The 15,478-nt window shown below is 59.6% G+C and carries 14 protein-coding genes; 5 read left to right on the top strand and 9 right to left on the bottom strand.

What is annotated here, in order from left to right; all coding sequences use genetic code 11:
- Nucleotides 1–5 precede the first annotated feature (5 nt).
- The 5 genes from ulaG to DXZ77_RS03630 all read right to left on the bottom strand — a co-directional run bounded on the left by ulaG (nucleotide 6) and on the right by DXZ77_RS03630 (nucleotide 5,877).
- Nucleotides 6–1,061 carry an L-ascorbate 6-phosphate lactonase gene (gene ulaG / locus DXZ77_RS03650; RefSeq protein ID WP_115030030.1) on the bottom strand — a complete coding sequence of 352 codons (1,056 nt, stop codon included), beginning with the start codon at nucleotides 1,059–1,061 and terminating at the stop codon, nucleotides 6–8.
- A gap of 42 nt (nucleotides 1,062–1,103) precedes the next feature.
- Nucleotides 1,104–2,468 (bottom strand): MFS transporter, encoded by a 1,365-nt coding sequence (locus DXZ77_RS03645; protein ID WP_115030028.1) that lies wholly within the window; start codon nucleotides 2,466–2,468, stop codon nucleotides 1,104–1,106.
- A 63-nt stretch (nucleotides 2,469–2,531) separates the two neighbouring features.
- On the bottom strand, nucleotides 2,532–3,485 hold the full coding sequence (locus tag DXZ77_RS03640; RefSeq protein ID WP_115030026.1) for a sugar kinase: 954 nt from the start codon (nucleotides 3,483–3,485) through the stop codon (nucleotides 2,532–2,534).
- Nucleotides 3,482–5,068: an L-ribulose-5-phosphate 3-epimerase gene (locus tag DXZ77_RS12365; protein ID WP_258553104.1), complete on the bottom strand. Its 1,587-nt coding sequence runs from the start codon at nucleotides 5,066–5,068 to the stop codon at nucleotides 3,482–3,484. Before DXZ77_RS12365 ends, DXZ77_RS03640 begins: the two co-directional genes overlap by 4 nt.
- On the bottom strand, nucleotides 5,065–5,877 hold the full coding sequence (locus DXZ77_RS03630; RefSeq protein ID WP_258553103.1) for an orotidine 5'-phosphate decarboxylase / HUMPS family protein: 813 nt from the start codon (nucleotides 5,875–5,877) through the stop codon (nucleotides 5,065–5,067). Before DXZ77_RS03630 ends, DXZ77_RS12365 begins: the two co-directional genes overlap by 4 nt.
- A 120-nt stretch (nucleotides 5,878–5,997) precedes the next feature.
- On the opposite strand from DXZ77_RS03630, the gene DXZ77_RS03625 reads away from it, so the two are divergent.
- The gene (locus DXZ77_RS03625; RefSeq protein WP_181816018.1) at nucleotides 5,998–6,951 is read left to right on the top strand and encodes a sugar-binding transcriptional regulator; all 954 of its coding nucleotides are present in this window, start codon (nucleotides 5,998–6,000) and stop codon (nucleotides 6,949–6,951) included.
- Between the two features lie 29 nt (nucleotides 6,952–6,980).
- Here the strand turns inward: DXZ77_RS03625 and ndk are convergent, their stop codons facing one another.
- Complete coding sequence (ndk, locus tag DXZ77_RS03620) at nucleotides 6,981–7,400, bottom strand: nucleoside-diphosphate kinase (protein WP_115030022.1); 420 nt, start codon at nucleotides 7,398–7,400, stop codon at nucleotides 6,981–6,983.
- A gap of 323 nt (nucleotides 7,401–7,723) precedes the next feature.
- Here ndk and DXZ77_RS12180 point away from each other — a divergent pair, with 323 nt between their 5' ends.
- From DXZ77_RS12180 to DXZ77_RS03600, 4 genes are all read left to right on the top strand, one after another.
- Nucleotides 7,724–8,089, top strand: coding sequence for a roadblock/LC7 domain-containing protein (locus DXZ77_RS12180; RefSeq protein WP_028327842.1), 366 nt, complete (start codon nucleotides 7,724–7,726; stop codon nucleotides 8,087–8,089).
- A 175-nt stretch (nucleotides 8,090–8,264) separates the two neighbouring features.
- Nucleotides 8,265–8,840: a hypothetical protein gene (locus tag DXZ77_RS03610; protein ID WP_115030018.1), complete on the top strand. Its 576-nt coding sequence runs from the start codon at nucleotides 8,265–8,267 to the stop codon at nucleotides 8,838–8,840.
- Nucleotides 8,841–8,881: 41 nt separating this feature from the next.
- Nucleotides 8,882–9,457 (top strand): GTP-binding protein, encoded by a 576-nt coding sequence (locus tag DXZ77_RS03605; RefSeq protein ID WP_028327844.1) that lies wholly within the window; start codon nucleotides 8,882–8,884, stop codon nucleotides 9,455–9,457.
- Nucleotides 9,454–9,948: a roadblock/LC7 domain-containing protein gene (locus tag DXZ77_RS03600; protein WP_115030016.1), complete on the top strand. Its 495-nt coding sequence runs from the start codon at nucleotides 9,454–9,456 to the stop codon at nucleotides 9,946–9,948. Before DXZ77_RS03605 ends, DXZ77_RS03600 begins: the two co-directional genes overlap by 4 nt.
- Nucleotides 9,949–9,962: 14 nt before the next feature.
- Here the strand turns inward: DXZ77_RS03600 and DXZ77_RS03595 are convergent, their stop codons facing one another.
- From DXZ77_RS03595 to ileS, 3 genes are all read right to left on the bottom strand, one after another.
- On the bottom strand, nucleotides 9,963–10,376 hold the full coding sequence (locus DXZ77_RS03595) for a DUF4233 domain-containing protein (protein ID WP_220181586.1): 414 nt from the start codon (nucleotides 10,374–10,376) through the stop codon (nucleotides 9,963–9,965).
- Nucleotides 10,369–11,940, bottom strand: coding sequence for a bifunctional folylpolyglutamate synthase/dihydrofolate synthase (locus tag DXZ77_RS03590; RefSeq protein WP_306746557.1), 1,572 nt, complete (start codon nucleotides 11,938–11,940; stop codon nucleotides 10,369–10,371). The genes DXZ77_RS03595 and DXZ77_RS03590 overlap by 8 nt, the downstream gene beginning before the upstream one ends.
- A 99-nt stretch (nucleotides 11,941–12,039) precedes the next feature.
- Complete coding sequence (gene ileS, locus DXZ77_RS03585) at nucleotides 12,040–15,312, bottom strand: isoleucine--tRNA ligase (RefSeq protein ID WP_115030012.1); 3,273 nt, start codon at nucleotides 15,310–15,312, stop codon at nucleotides 12,040–12,042.
- Between the last annotated feature and the right edge of the window lie 166 nt (nucleotides 15,313–15,478).

The raw sequence follows: 15,478 nt of genomic DNA, 5'->3' as shown, positions 1-15,478 counted from the left end.
GGCGCTTAGAGGATGGAGGGAAATGGGACGTTTTGTTCTTCGGTGAAGCAGTCTTCAAAGCCGCGGCGGTAGTGGTATTGGATTTTGTCTTTGTCAGTGGGGTAGGTGAATTTGCCGCCGACTTCCCAGAGGAATGGTTTGAACTGGTACTGCAGGACGTCTTTCTTGTAGCGCCACAGCATGAGGATTTCCATGGGGTCGGCTTTGAAGTTGGTCCATACGTCGTGGTGGAACGGAATGACCACTTTGGTGCCGAGGGCTTCGGCCATGCGCAGGATGTCCACGGAGGTCATCTTGTCTTGGTTGCCGATGGGGTTTTCGCCGTAGGAGCCTAGGGCGACGTCGATGTGGTGGTCTTTTCCGTGTTTGGCGTAGCGGATGGAGTAGTGCGAGTCGCCGCTGTGGTAGATGTTCCCGGCGGGGGTTTTGAATAGGTAGTTGACTGCTTTGTCGTCCATGGTGGGGACGGTGCCTTCGAGGTCTTCGGAGGAGGTGACCAGGACGGTGCGGTCGAAGGAGTCGAGCATGACGATCTCGACGTCTTTGATTTGTACGGTGTCACCGGGTTTGACGACGGTGATGCGTTCTTCTGGGACACCCCATGAGATCCAGAGGTCGGCGCAGCCTTGTGGGCCGATGAAGGGGACGTCTGGCGAACAGTTTTTCAGGACTGCTGCGGCGAAGAAGGGGTCGATGTGGTCTTGGTGGATGTGGGTGGCCAGGACAGCGTCGACCTGGGTTACGGCGAAGGGGTCGTAGACGATGGGTGCTGCGCGCAGGTTGGGTTGGAGTGCTCGTCCACCGGTCATGTTGCGCATCTGGTGGTAAGGCTTCATTTCGGTGACTTTTTGGGTGCGTTTGCCGTTGCCGAACCATAGGTCGGTGGCGATGTTGGTGCCGTTTTCGGTTTTGAGCCAGATACCGGTGCAGCCGATCCACCACATGCTGACGGTGCCTGGTTCGACGTGAGTGTTGTCGATTTCTTCGTTGAGCCAGGTTCCCCATTCGGGGAATGCTCCGAGGATCCATTTTTCGCGGGTGATTTCGTCGATTTTGCTCATGTCTGGTCTCCGGTTGGTTGGTGTTGTGTGGTTGGTGGTGGGTTAGATGGTGTCGAGTGATTTGCCTTTGGTTTCGGTGGCGAAGAGGTAGGTGATACCGCCGAGGAGTAGGAGTGCGGCGAAGAAGGTGAAGGCTGGGGCGATGGAGTCGAGGGTGACTTTTGCTCCGAACATTGCGCCCAGGAGTGCGGGTCCGAAGATTTTGGCGGTGGCTCCGATGCCGTATCCGAGGCCGAGTCCGGTGGATCGGGCTTCGTTGGGGAATTGTTCAGCTCCGAAGGCATTGAGGATGCCGAAGGCTCCGTCGCCGAAGGTCATGGCGATGAGGATTCCGGTGAAGAAGATCCATCCGGCGTGGGCGCTATCACCGGTGGTTGTGGAGATAGCTGCGATGAGTAGTCCGCAGGCGCCGATGAGTCCGAAACTGAACATGGTCCATCTGCGGCCGATTTTGTCGGCGAGCCAGGCGGAGGTGAGGCGGCCGAGGAGGTCACCGAGTGAGACGAGCATGAAGAGGTTGGCGACCATGCCGGTGTCGAATGCGTAGCCGGAGCCAAGGATGGTTTGGCCCCAGGATTGGATGACGGAGGATCCGAGGATGAAGCTGAAGGATCCGAGGGTGATGATGACTAGTGGCCGTAGGTAGTTGCTGAAGATAATGGAGTATGAGGCTGCTTCGGTGTGGGTGGGGGCAGGTAGTTCACCGAGTTTGTTGACAGGGATTTCTAGTGCCCAGGCGAGGGCTTTTCGGGCCTCGTCGGTACGGCCTTGGGTTTGTAGGTAGCGGGGTGATTCGGGCACGGCTCGTAGCCATAGGAGGAGGAAGATTGGCGCAGCTCCCAGGGCGATGAGCAGTCTCCAGTTGTCGCCGACCATTTTGGAGGCGAGGCTGCCGAGGAATAGGCCTAGGGGGATGAATACGGAGGCGAGTCCGGATAGTAGGCCGCGTTGTTTAGCGGGGACGAATTCTTGGATGTAGGGGATGGAGACGATGTTGAGTCCGCCGACGCCGACGCCGACGAGGACGCGCAGGGCGGCCAGCATGATCCAGGCGTTGTCGGGGGTGAAGACGGATATGAAGGTGAAGAGGGTGAAGAGCAGGACGCACCAGAAGAAGCTGACTTTGCGTCCGATGCGGTCGGCGAGGTGTCCCCAGAGGATGGCGCCGATGACGGTGCCAAGGCCGGACATGGCAAGGATGATGCCGATTTCGTTGCCGTTGAGGTTCCAGTTGGGGTCTTTGAGCAGGCTGTTTACGGCGAAGCCGATGAGGAACATGTCGAAGAATTCGGAGATGTTTCCGGTGATGGCTAGGCCGATGAGGCTTTTTTGGTTTCGGGTGAGTGGGCGTGAGTCGATTTGTTGTAGCGCTGTTGGGTGCGCTGAGGGTACAGCGATGTCACTCATGACGAGTCCTAGGTGGTGGGCCGGCTGAACGGCTAGAGGGTAGGTAGGTGGTGGGGTGGGTTTTCAGCGCAGGATGTCTGCTGTGGTGGGTATGGCGAGTTCTTCGGGGGTGACGTGGGTGAGGTCGCCGTGGTGGGTGAGGGCAAGTTTTGAGGTGCGTAGTCCCCAGATGATTCCGTCTTTGACGCTGTTGCCGAGGTAGCCGTGGAGGGTGGCGGCGACGAAGGAGTCGCCTGCTCCTGGGCGGTCGGTGATGGGGACAGTTTCGACGGCGTGGATGGATTTTCCTTCGATGCCGCTGTAGTAGACGCCGTTGATGCCGTCTGTGGAGATGACGTGGTTGATGGTGTTGTACATGGCGTGGAGTTGGGCGTTGATGGCGGGCCCGTCTCCGTCGAGGCCGAAGAGTTTGTGGGCGTCTGAGCGTGAGCAGAAGAGGATGTCGACTTTGTCGAAGAGGGGTTCGAGGACTGCTCGTGCTTGGGCTGGGGTCCACAGGAGGCTGCGGTAGTTGACGTCGAGGGCGACGCGGACGCCGCGTCGGTGGGCTTGGGTGACGGCGTAGGTGACGGTGGCGGCGGTGGATGGGGTGAGTGCGGCGGTGATGCCGGTGACGAAGAGGACGTCGGTGTCTAGCAGTGCGTCCCAGTTGAAGGTGTTGGGGGTGATGTCGCGGAAGGCGGTGTGGTGGCGGTCGTAGGTGACGCGGGCGGGCATGGGTGGATCGCCTGGTTCGAGGAAGTAGAGGGCCATGCGGCCTTCTGGGACACGGACGACGTGGGAAAGGTCGACGCCTGCGCCGCGGTATTCGGAGAGGAATCGGCAGGCGAGGTCTCCTCCGGGTAGTACTGTGGCGTAGGTGGTTCTGCGGGCGAGTTGGGCTAGTAGGCCGGCGACGTTGGCTTCGGAGCCTGCTGGGGTGAGCCGGAGGTCGCTGCAGGTTGCTAGGCGTTCGCCGCGGTGGACGGTGAGTCGGATTTGGGCTTCGCCGAAGGTGGTTAGTTCGTAGGTGCTCATCGGCGTAGCCCTTCACTTGCGGCGTCGGTGCCGTAACGGTTTTGGTAGCGGTCGAAGTTGGCGTTGATTTCTTCTTGGGGTAGTTCGGTGAGGGTGCCGAGGGATTCTGCGACGAGGACCGTGTGGGCGATGTCTTCGACCATGATGGCGGCTTGGAGGGCTTTGTCGATTGTTGGGCCGATGGTGAATACGCCGTGCTGTTTCATCAGGATTGCTGGTGAGGTGCCGATGGATCGGACTATTTCTTCGCCGATGGCGTTACCGCCGATGGGCGCATAGTCCCCTAGGGGTACTTCGCCTCCGAATTCGTCGGCGATGGCGGTCAGGACGCATGGGATGGGTCGGCCTGCGGCGGCGAAGGCGGTGGCGTAGCGGGAGTGTGTGTGGATGATGGACATCACGTCGGGGCGGGCGCGGTAGACGGCTAGGTGAGATGCGGTGTCGGAGCTTGGTCCGTGTTCTCCGGCGATGATTGTGCCGTTGATGTCAACGATGACCATGTCTTCGGGGGTCATGACGTTGTAGGGCATTCCGGAGGGTTTGATGATGATGTGGCCGGTTTCGGGGTCGCGGGCAGAGAGGTTTCCGCCGGTCCAGGCGACGAGTCCGGCTTCGGGGAGGGCGAGGTTTCCGCGGCAGACTTCTTTGCGTAGTTCGGTGAGGCTGTGGGGTAGGTCGGTGGTGGGTGTTGGGGGCGGGGTGGTGACGGTAATGCCTGCGTGGGTGAGTTTGTCGTGGATGTATTGGCGTGCTGTGGCGGCGAGTTGGGCAGAGTTGTCTGCTTCGTCGTTCCACATTTCGATCATCATGCGGCCGGTCCAGTTTTGGGCGGCGAGTTCGGTGAAGGCTTCGTCCCAGTTGACGATGCCTGTGCCCATGGGGACGCGTCGGGGTTCGCCGGGGCGGACGTCTTTGGCGTGGAGGGCGAGCATGTGGCCGCGGCCGCGGCGTAGTTCGCTAGTGATGTTGAGGCCTTGTTCGGCGATGTTGCCGATGTCGGGGTAGAGCTGGAGCCAGGGTGAATCGATTTCGTTGACGATGTGCATTGCGGTGGAGATGGAGGTGATGTCGGTGCCGTCGACGTTTTCGATGCCTAGGAGGATGCCGCGGGTTGCTGCGTGGGCTGCGCCGGTGCGTAGGCATTCGACGTACCACTGGCGGTTTTGGGGGTGGGGTGTTTCGTAGTAGGCGAAGTATCCGGCGAGTTGGAGGACGGGGATGTGAAGGTCGGCGGCGAGGTCGATGCCGTCGATAAGGACTTGGATGGCTTGGGCGCGGGTGTGTGGGTCGCTGGATCCGGGGGCGACGCGGCGGTGGAGGGATAGGCACAGTCCGCCGAGTTTGATGCCGGCGTTGTGGGCGGCGTGGCGTACTTCGTCGCGTTGTTTTTTGTTCCAATGCAGGCGTGCTTGGCGTTCTGGGGTTTCGTCGATGGATATGTCAACGAAGGAGAATCCTGCGGTTGCTGCTTGGGTGAAGAAGCTGGGCCAGGTGCCAGTCCATTTGAGTGCTTTTTCGTAGATGCCTAGTCCGATGGTGGCGGTGGTGGTGCGGGTGTGTTCGATGGTGGGGGTGGCGTTCATTTCCAGACCTGCCCGATTGCGTGGTTGAGTTCGGCGGCGGCTGCTGCGGGGTCGGTGGCGGTGGTGATTGAGCGTCCGGCGATGATGATGCCGACGGGGTGTCCGGCGAAGGTTGTCAGGTCGGTGGCGGTGATGCCGCCGGTGACGGTGACGGTGAATCCCATGGCGGCGAGCTGGTCGATGCGTTCGAGGTCGGTGGGTTTCCAGGAGAGGTCGCCGCTGGCTTCGCGGTCGCGGGAACGTTTGACGATGATGTGTTGGACGCCGGCGTCGCGCCATTGGCGGGCGCGGTCGGGGTCGAACCATTCGTCGGCCAGTTCGACTTGGACTTCTCCGTTGAATTCTGCGGCGACGGCACAGACCTGGCGGACGGTTGTCATGGATGCGCCAGCGACGACGGAGACGAGGTTGGCTCCGGCTTCGAAGGCCATGCGGGAGAGGATGGAGCCGGCTTCTGCGATGCGGATGTCGGCGAGGATTGTTGTGTTGGGGAAGAGGGCTCGTATTTCTCGGACGGCGCGCAGTCCTTCAGCCAGGATGAGGACGGTTCCGCATTCGATGATGTCGATGTGGGCGATGACGCGCGGCAGAGGTGCGAGGGCACTGGGGAGGTCGCGGACGTCGAGTGCGACTTGCAGTCGGGGCCTGGGGTGGGGGCTGCAGTCGTGCGACGTGTCTTCAGCGCGGGTCTGACTCATGTCGTCTCCTTCGTCGAGGCTGCCGTCGAGGCGGCGGCCCTGCTTCCCGGCGTCGTTACCGGGATGCGGAGAACGTAGATCTCTGGCGTGGACCACGGCGAGCGACCACATGCACAGGTGTGCACGACTACGTCACATTCGAGGTGTATGTATGTTTTGACCTGTGTTTTTTTGAACGCGTTAGCTTTACCTAACGCTCCACATTTGCACACAAGTGCGCAAAATAAATGGGTGGAGTCCATCGCCGAACACCGTGAGCACATCCAGCTGCTGTTGTCTGTTTCGCGTTGGTATTACGAGGATCAGTTGAGTCAGAGCACGATTGCCTCGCGGATTGGGTATTCACGTTCGTCGGTGTCGAGGTTGTTGACGCAGGCGCGGCAGCGGGGAATCGTCCGGTTCGATATATCGCATCCGGTTGAGCGGCATATGGCCTTGGAGTCGGCGTTGGTGGAGCGGTTTGGGTTGCGCTCGGCGCGGGTGACTGACAGTGCTGCTGAGGGTGATCCGGGTCCAGCTCGGGCGGGTGCGGAGGTGGTGGTGGAGGCAGTGCAGCGGGCAACGGTGTTAGCGGTTTCTGCGGGGACAACGGTCAGTGAGGTGGCATATGAGTTGCCTGCAATGTCGCTGCGGGATTTGCATGTGGTGCAGATGATTGGGGCGTTGAGCCGAGCGAATCCGCTTGTTGATTCACCTGATGTGACGCGGCGGATAGCGGAGCGTTTAGGTGGGGATTATCGGCAGATGCCATCTCCACTCATTGTGGGTACGCCGCGGTTGGCGCGGGAGTTGAAGAAAGAGGAGTCTGTGGCGAACGCTTTGGCGTTGGCTTCGCATGCGGATGTGGCGTTGGTGGGGATTGGGGCCATGGATGAGACTGGCTCGTCGGGGCCGATTTTTAATGGATGGATTTCGCATGCGGAGTCGCGGCGTCTTTTAGCGATGGGTGCGGTGGGGCATGTTTCTGGGCATCACTTTGATGCCCAGGGGCATCCGGTGGTGACTGATCTATATGAGCGAGTGTTGTCTGTTCCGTTGGAGCGGTTGCGTTCTGTTCGTACGGTTATTGGTGTGGCCGCTGGTGAGGGGAAGACTGCTGCGATCCGTGGTGCCCTGTTGGGGGGATATATCAATGTTTTTGTGACTGATGCTGCTACTGCGCATCGGGTGTTGAGGCAGGTGTGAGTGGCGATGCGGCCCCTCACGGGTGACTGTCAGAGTTCGGGGAACCAGATGCTGATTTCTCGTTCTGCGGAGGCGGGGCTGTCTGATCCGTGAACGATGTTCTGTTGCACTGGTGTGCCCCAGTCTCTGGCGAGGTCTCCGCGGATGGTTCCTGCTGCTGCCACGGTGGGGTCGGTGGTTCCGGCGAGGGTGCGGAATCCTTCGATGCACCGTTCTCCTTCGATCACTGCGGCAACCAGTGGCCCGGAGGACATGAATTCCACGAGGGGCTCGAAGAATGCTTTGCCCATATGCTCGGCGTAGTGCCGGGTGAGCAATTCGCGGTGTGGTTCGGCTACTTTCAGCGCAATGAGGCGGTATCCCTTGGCTTCAATTCGTCGCAATATCTCACCTGTGAGTCCACGTGCATAGCCATCGGGTTTCACAAGAACGAGAGAACGTTGAGTCATAGCTGAACAATATCGGCCCTGTTTACATTCATCATGGAATAGCTATATGTGGCCAAAAAGCCTCGTTATAGCCTGTTCACCCTTGACGTATGCAACACATACATACAGCTCCGGAAAGGCCCATTACCTGCAGGCACAACGTAATTGGTAGCACTACCGGACGAGTGTTCCGGACGAGTGTGTTGTTGTGGGCCCCACAGCCTGCATACGCTGATCAAACCGTACGTGACCAGTGCCTTAGTCAATATCGGCGATGCAAAGAACCGCGCGTACGGCATAAGGTCAACATCATCGGAATCCATTCTTTTCCAACAGGAGCCACAGTGAGCCGTCAAGAAGAACTCTCCCTGATCATCGCCAATGTCCGGGCTTCGATCCCCGAACTGCAGAGCGTCATGGTCGCTTCGGTCGACGGCCTTGCCATCGCCCATGACCTTCCCGAGAACGAGGCTGAGCGCATGGCTGCCATGGCTGCCACCGCCCTGGGTCTTGGTGAGCGTATTTCGGAGCGCTCCACTCTTGGTGAGCTCGCTGAGGGGGTTATCCGTGGCCGCAACGGGTACATCATCGTTTACCCCGCCGGTGAGAACGCTGTGCTGGCCCTTGCTGGTCCTTCGGACAGCAACCTTGGTCTCATGCGTATCGAAGCTCGCGCAGCCAGCGCTAAGATCGGTGCTCTACTCGACTGATCAGCGCCCTTTTGTGATGTTCAGTCGAGGGCTCGCGTCGGCGGAGCACGGCCCTACCTGGATATCTCGATGTGCTTCAGTGTGGGTACCTTTGACACACTCGAAGAATGCCCGTAAACGGGCGACTCGCCCCACCGGCCGAGCGGCACGTCCGTGAGCATTCAAGGAGACCCCAATGAGCGACTGGGTGATCGTGTTCCTGCAATCCCTAGGCTGGATGTTTCCAGCAGCTCTAATTGGACTCTTTGTTGGGTTTTGGGCGGAGCGTTCAAAAGCTCTCGGCCGGGTTAACCCCTCCCCCGCAACCGATGAGAGCCTCGACGGTGTCGACCTCGCTTCGGAAGCCTCGACTGCCCCCCCAGGAGCCGAGCCTTCCGAGGAGAAGGTTATCGAGCCGGTAATCCCCGACCGGTACGCCGAAGACACCGCCACTGCACTCGCTGCGGCGAATGCACGAATCGAAGCTCTCACTGAGGAACTCAACGCCCGCTCCAGTAAGGACGCCGTCGAGTACGGCCGTCTGGAAGCAGCAGCGTTGCGTTCCCTCGACGAGATCATCGAGGCAGATCAGGCTCGCATTAAGCAGCTGACTACGTCTCTTGAGGAAATCAAAAAGAAGTCACGTACCCAGGAGCGCAAATTGCAGGTTGGCGAACAACGTATCGGCAGCTTGAAAAATGCGATCGCTGAGCGGGACTCGCGAATCCTTGAGCTCGATGCGGAACTCGTCAAGCTTCGTCGCGAAAAGTAGCGGCGAACTCCCCCCGCACACCTTCCACCAAGGAGACCCTTGTGGTGAAGAAAGCCGTCATCGGACACACCACTCGCCGTGAGGTGACATTCGTCGGCCCCTATGGAGTTGGCAAATCCACCGCCGTGCGTTCCCTCAGTGATATCCCCGTTGTCAACACCGAAGTAATGAGCACGATGGCCCGCCCCGGCGGCCGCGCAGCTCGCCGGATGACTACAGTCGGTCTCGATTATGGCGAGTGGGGCAGTAACTATGGTGCCGTTGCTGTCGTTGGTACTCCCGGGCAAGCACGTTTTCAGTCCACCCGTGACCACGCTCGCGGACGAGCTTCAGCCGTCGTTCTGTGGATGTACGGCCAAAACGAATACGCTCTCGAGGAAACAGCAGAATGGATCAAGGTTCTCGGTAACGAGCAGACCTGGTCTCGCCTCACTGTGGCTGTCACACGCCTAGATGAGGGAGAGAACCACCCGGCGCTGGAAGACTACCGACCCGTGCTTGATTCATTCAGTCCCGATATCCGCCTTCTTGCGGGAGATCCACGTGATCGCGACTCGGTGATCCGTGTGGTCGAAACCGCGCTGGCCTCGACTAAGAAGAAGAAAGCTCGATCATGACCAGCCTGATGCACACGGGTAACGTACCCGCGGCCGAGACCTCCGAATGGGATATGGAGACCGACACCGAAACGGTGTCCAAGCTTGAAGAAATCGGCACCGCAACACTGCCGATTCTCGAAAGCTTGGCAGAGCGGCTCCCCACTCTGGAAGGCGCGATGCTTTGCACGGCCGATGGATACAACCTGTGCGCGCTCGGACTGGAGTCTTACCAAGTTGGTCGTCTCGCAGCGATGACGAGCACCATGTTTTCCGTGAGTAACGGCGCTATCGATGCCATCACCAGTGATGACAAAGAAGCAACCCCGCTGGAGCAAGTAACGCTCAAGAGCGGGGACAGCCAATACATGATTTACCCCATCCAGCATGATCAGCTGGGGTACCTGCTCATGAGCATGTGGGCGCAGGAGATCACGCTGGGTGAGTTCCTCATGGAGGCAAAGATCAGTGCCCGCGAGCTCACGCGCCTCGTGCAAATAGAAGATCTCTGAGGCGCGTGAGCTAGCTACGCCTGCGGTGAGGCGTTGTTTTTGATCCATTTGTCTGTGAGGGCGTCCATCTGGGCGCCCTTGCGGACGGCTACCAGCCACAGGCCTGTGAATATCGCCCCGACAAGAACCATCATGGGCACCGCAAAGGCATAAGCGAACGTGGCTACCTGAACCGCCCAACCGACCAGTTCACCTCGGCGGAATCGCACAGCAATCGCAGCAACTACGCACGCTGCACTGATTGCTAGACCAATCCAGAGAACCACATCCGCGTTCTGAGGCATCGAGGCGACGGTGAGGGCTCGCCCCACCACTGCAGCGAATCCCATCACGAGCATCTGAGACCACAGCACCATGCTGCACAGTCGTCGCGTCACTCGACGCGACGACTGTGGCATATCTGCCGACTGAGTGTCATGCTCAGGCATCTGTGGCCCCAAGCAGCAAACGAACTTCACCAGCGGTGAATACCGAACCGGTCGCAACAACTCCAGCACCCATGCCAGCAGCATCAGCCAACTCAACTGCCGTGTCGAGAGCAGTTGGCAGGTTCGGCTCGATACGTACTCTGTTCTCACCGAAAATCTCCACCGCGAGCGCACCGAGCTCTTCGGCGCTGCGGCGACGTGGTGAGGTGGTTTGGGAGATGACGATCTCATCGAAAATGGGCTGAAGCTGTTCAAGCATGGCTTCAGCGTCTTTATCTGCCAGTACCGCCAGCAGGCCCACCGTGTGGGTGAACATGAAGGAGTCCTCCAGCGTGGCGACCAGTGATGCTATGGCTGCTGGGTTATGGGCGCCGTCTACCAGGACTGCTGGTGAACGACGTACCAGTTCGGCCCTGCCTGGGGAGGTAACGTCAGCGAATGCTGCTTGTACAACTTCGAGTGCTAGTTGTTCCTGACCGCCACCGATGAAAGCTTCTACTGCTGCTAGAGCGATGGCTGCGTTGTGCGCCTGGTGCATTCCAAACAGAGGGATGAAGATATCTGGGTAGACCCCAGCTAGTCCCTGCAAAGTGACCATTTGCCCACCGACAGCAACTTCGCGGGCAACAACGCCAATGTTCTCTTCCATAAAGATGATGGGAGCGTCTACGGCGTTAGCAGCTTCGGTCAGTATTTCTTTGACCGCTGGGTCTTGTTCAGCCGAGATGACGATGGAGCCAGCTTTGATAATGCCGGCTTTCTCGCGTGCAATTTCGACGATGTCGTTACCGAGGTAGCGTTCGTGATCCATCGAGATTGGGCCGAAAACAGCGACGGTGGCGTCAATGACGTTGGTTGCGTCCCAGGTGCCGCCCATGCCGACCTCGATGACACCTGCCTCGACGGGGGCGTCAGCGAAAGCGGCGTAGGCCATCGCTACGAGCACCTCGAAGAACGATAGGCGTGGACCGCCTTGTTCTTGGCTTGCCGCGTCGGCCATTTCAACAAACGGCACGATGTCTTCATAGGCGTCGAGGAACCGTTGGGTGCTGATGGGTTCGCCGGAGAGAACGATGCGTTCGCGGATGTCGTGTAGGTGTGGTGAGGTGAAACGGCCGGTGCGTAGCCCTAGTTCACGCAGCAACCGCTCGATCATGCGTGCTGTGGTGGTTTTGCCGTTCGTGCCGGTGATGTGAATGGTCGGCATCGCCTGTTGGGGGTCACCGAGCAGGTTCATGACGTGGCGGATTCGATCCAGAGTTGGCTCGATGATGTGCTCGGGGTTGCGCGCGATGATGTTTTTCTCGACTTCACGCGCTCGTTCCTTTAGAGCGGGGTCTTCTGGTGCCGGGCGGCGTGCACGAGATCCGGTGCGCTCTCCCATTGCGTTAGACGTGGGAGCTTCACTGGATGTGATGGTTTTTGTGAGTGCGCCTAGTTCGAGGGCTTCGCTGCTGGTTTCATCACCGAAGTCATCGAGGTAGGCGGGGTCTAGTGGGGTGCCAGCGTTGGAAGCTTTAGTGGGGTCATTGCTGGGTTCGTTGTCGTCGCTGCGTCGGGTCACGGTGCCCTTTCTCGGTGTTCAGGTGGTGGTTGTTAGGCGGGCCGCAGCGCGGTGGGGCTCATAAGCTCCACCGCGCTGCCAGTTCGTGGCTACCCGTTTTTACAGTTTTTTGAGAAGGAGTCGGATTGGTTGCCCGTCGCCCACTGTGGTGGTGACGGAGCCTTCTTCGGGAAGTGCTTCGAGCGTGGGCGCAGAGCCGAACTGGGTTGCCAGTGTCTCTGAGGTGATGAGATCACCGAAGCTCTTGACTGCTTCCCACACGTCGCCTTCACCGGTGATGGTGAGGCTGATGCGGTCAGTGACATCAAATCCAGCGTCTTTACGTGCCTGCTGGACTGCGCGAATGATGTCACGAGCGACACCTTCGGCGGCCAGTTCTGCGGTGATGGTGGTGTCGAGCACAACGAATCCACCACGGGGAAGCATTGCTGAGGCACTGGCGCTGCCTTCGGTCTGCGCAACAACGGTCTCGAGAGTGTATTCGGATTCTTCGAGTTCGATACCCGCGCAGACCACTGTGTTGTCTTCGACTGTCCAGTCTCCGGTCTTGGAGCCCTTGATCACGGCTTGTACCTGTTTGCCCAGACGGGGACCGGCAGCGCGGGCATTCACGGTAAGCCGCTGAGTAATTCCGAAGTCGGCTGCCGAAGCCTGGTCTGTGGCCAGCAAGGTGACCTTCTTGACGTTGACTTCGTCGCTGATGAGTGCGGTGAATTGCTCTAGGGCTGCGGGGTCGTCGGTGACGACGGTGAGTTCGGCTAGCGGGAGCCGGTTACGCAGTCCTTTGGATTTGCGCAGGCTAGAGGTGGTAGAGCAGACCTCGCGGGCGCGGTCCATGGCTTGCACGAGAGCTGGGTTGGCGGGCAGGTCGTCACTGTTGGGCCAATCTGCCAGGTGCACGGAGCGTTCACCAGTCAGGCCACGCCAGATCTCTTCGCTTGCCATTGGTAGCAGCGGAGCAGTCAGGCGCGTGAGTACTTCGAGCGTGGTGTACAGGGTGTCGAAGGCGTCGCGAGCCACGGTGGCGTCGGCGCCGCTGGTGTCCCAGAAACGGTCTCGGCTTCGACGGACGTACCAGTTGGTCAGTACGTCGCAGAACACGCGGACGGATTCGCAGGCGGCAGCGATGTCGTAAACCTCTAGTGCTGCGGTGACGTCAGTAACGAGGTCGTGCAGCTTGGCGAGCAGGTATTTGTCGAGTACGTCGGTGGAGTCGGTGCGCCAGGTGGCTTCATAGCCTTGGGTGCCGTCGTCGCGGGTGACGGCGTTGGCGTACAAGCTGAAGAAGTACCAGACGTTCCATAGGGGCAGCAGCCCGGCGCGGACACCTTCGCGGATGCCTTGTTCAGTGACGATGAGGTTTCCCCCGCGCAGGATTGGGCTGGACATGAGGAACCAGCGCATCGCGTCGGCGCCGTCACGGGCGAACACTTCATTGACGTCGGGGTAGTTTCGCAGTGACTTGCTCATCTTTTGGCCGTCGTTGCCCAAAACGATGCCGTGGCTGAGCACGCTGGTGAAGGCGGGACGGTCAAAGAGGGCGGTGGCCAGGATGTGCATGGTGTAGAACCAGCCGCGGGTTTGCCCGATGTATTCGACGATGAAGTCACCCGGGTAGTGGTTTTCGAACCAGTCGGCGTTTTCGAATGGGTAATGCACCTGGGCGTAAGGCATGGAGCCGGAGTCAAACCAGCAGTCAAGAACTTCCGGTACGCGGCGCATGGTGGCCTGCCCGGTGGGGTCATCTGGGTTGGGGCGGGTGAGTTCGTCGATGAAGGGGCGGTGTAGGTCGACTTCACCGTCGGCGTTGCGAGGTAGGCGGCCGAAGTCTTTTTCGATCTCTTCGAGGCTGCCGTAGACATCGGTGCGTGGATATTCGGGGTCGTCACTGACCCATACCGGGATTGGGCTTCCCCAGTAGCGGTTACGTGAGATGGACCAGTCGCGTGCGCCTTCAAGCCATTTACCGAACTGGCCGTGTTTGACGTGTTCAGGTACCCAGGTGATGTCTTCGTTGGTTTCGACCATGCGGTCGCGGATTTTTGTTACTTCAACGAACCAGCTACCAACAGCCTTGTAGATGAGGGGCTTACGGCATCGCCAGCAGTGCGGGTAAGAGTGCACGTAGCTTTCTTCGCGCACCAGCTGCCCGTTTTCTTTGAGCTTGTTGATGATGGGGCGGTTCGCTTCGAATACCTGCAGGCCTTGGAAGTCAGGCACAACAGAGGTGAATTCGGCTCGATCATCGACTGAAAGGATGGTGGGAATGCCGTGGGCGGCTGTGTCTGCCTGGTCAACTTCACCGTAGGCGCTGGCCATATGCACGACACCGGTACCGTCCTCAGTGGTGACGGAGTCGGAGTGGATCACTTGGAAGGCGTTGTGGGTGCCCCAACGCTCCACGTCGGTGAAGTAGTCAAAGATCGGGGTGTAGCGCTGCCCGACCAGGGCTGAACCTAGGAAGGTCTCTTCAACCAAGTCGTCAACGTTTTTCGGGTCACCGTCGGGGCCGACGAATTCTTTGGCATAGTGCCCCAAGCGTGCTTGGGCGACGACGTATCGTTCGCCGTCGGCGGCACGCACGGCAACGTATTCAACATCGTTACCCACTGCCATGGCCAGGTTGGTGGGAAGGGTCCACGGGGTGGTGGTCCAGGCGACGAGGCGGTCACCGTTGGGCAGCGCAACCCAGACAGCAACGGAAGGGTCCTGCCGTTGCTGGTACACCTCGTCATCCATGCGTAGTTCGTGGTTAGACAAAGGGGTTTCGTCGTTCCAGCAGTACGGGAGGACTTTGTGTCCTTTGTAGACGAGGCCTTTGTCGTAGAGAGACTTAAACGCCCAGATCACCGACTCCATGTACTGGGGGTTAAGCGTTTTGTAGTCATTGTCGAAATCGACCCAACGGGCTTGGCGGGTGACGTAGTTACGCCACTCGTCGGTGTATCGGAGCACCGAGCTGCGGCATTCGGCGTTGAACGCACCGATACCCATCTCCTCGATTTCTTTTTTCGTAGAAATCCCCAGGAGGCGTTGGGCTTCAAGTTCGGCAGGCAGGCCGTGTGTGTCCCATCCGAAGCGGCGTTCCACGTGCTTGCCGCGCATCGTTTGGTAACGCGGGATGACGTCTTTAACGTATCCGGTCAACAGGTGCCCGTAGTGGGGAAGACCGTTCGCGAAGGGCGGACCGTCGTAGAAAACGAACTCGTTCTCGCCGTCTTGCCCGGCAGGGCGAGCTTGAACAGAAGCCCGGAAGGTGTCGTCTTCTTTCCAGTAGGCCAGGACGCGTTCTTCAAGGGCAGGGAAATCCGGGGCGGAAGGAACGCCGAGTGCTTCACCGGCGTGGGAAGTGTGTGCTTTGGGATAGCTCATGCTGGTCGCCTTCGATGTTGAGAGTTGGTGGGCGTCCAGACCTCTGCCTCCCTAGCGGTGAGCGTGGGACGGCGAAGGCTCGCCCGACGAGGACGGCTCACCGGTTCCGACCGGTCAACCGCGGTACCACCTCGCTTGCTCACCGTCACCGGGCACATGCACCGGG

It is taken from the genome of Dermatophilus congolensis, from assembly GCF_900447215.1.
GTDB lineage: Bacteria > Actinomycetota > Actinomycetes > Actinomycetales > Dermatophilaceae > Dermatophilus > Dermatophilus congolensis_A.
The sequence above is the reverse complement of the archived record's forward strand: the minus strand, read 5'-3'. Positions and strand labels throughout refer to the sequence as shown.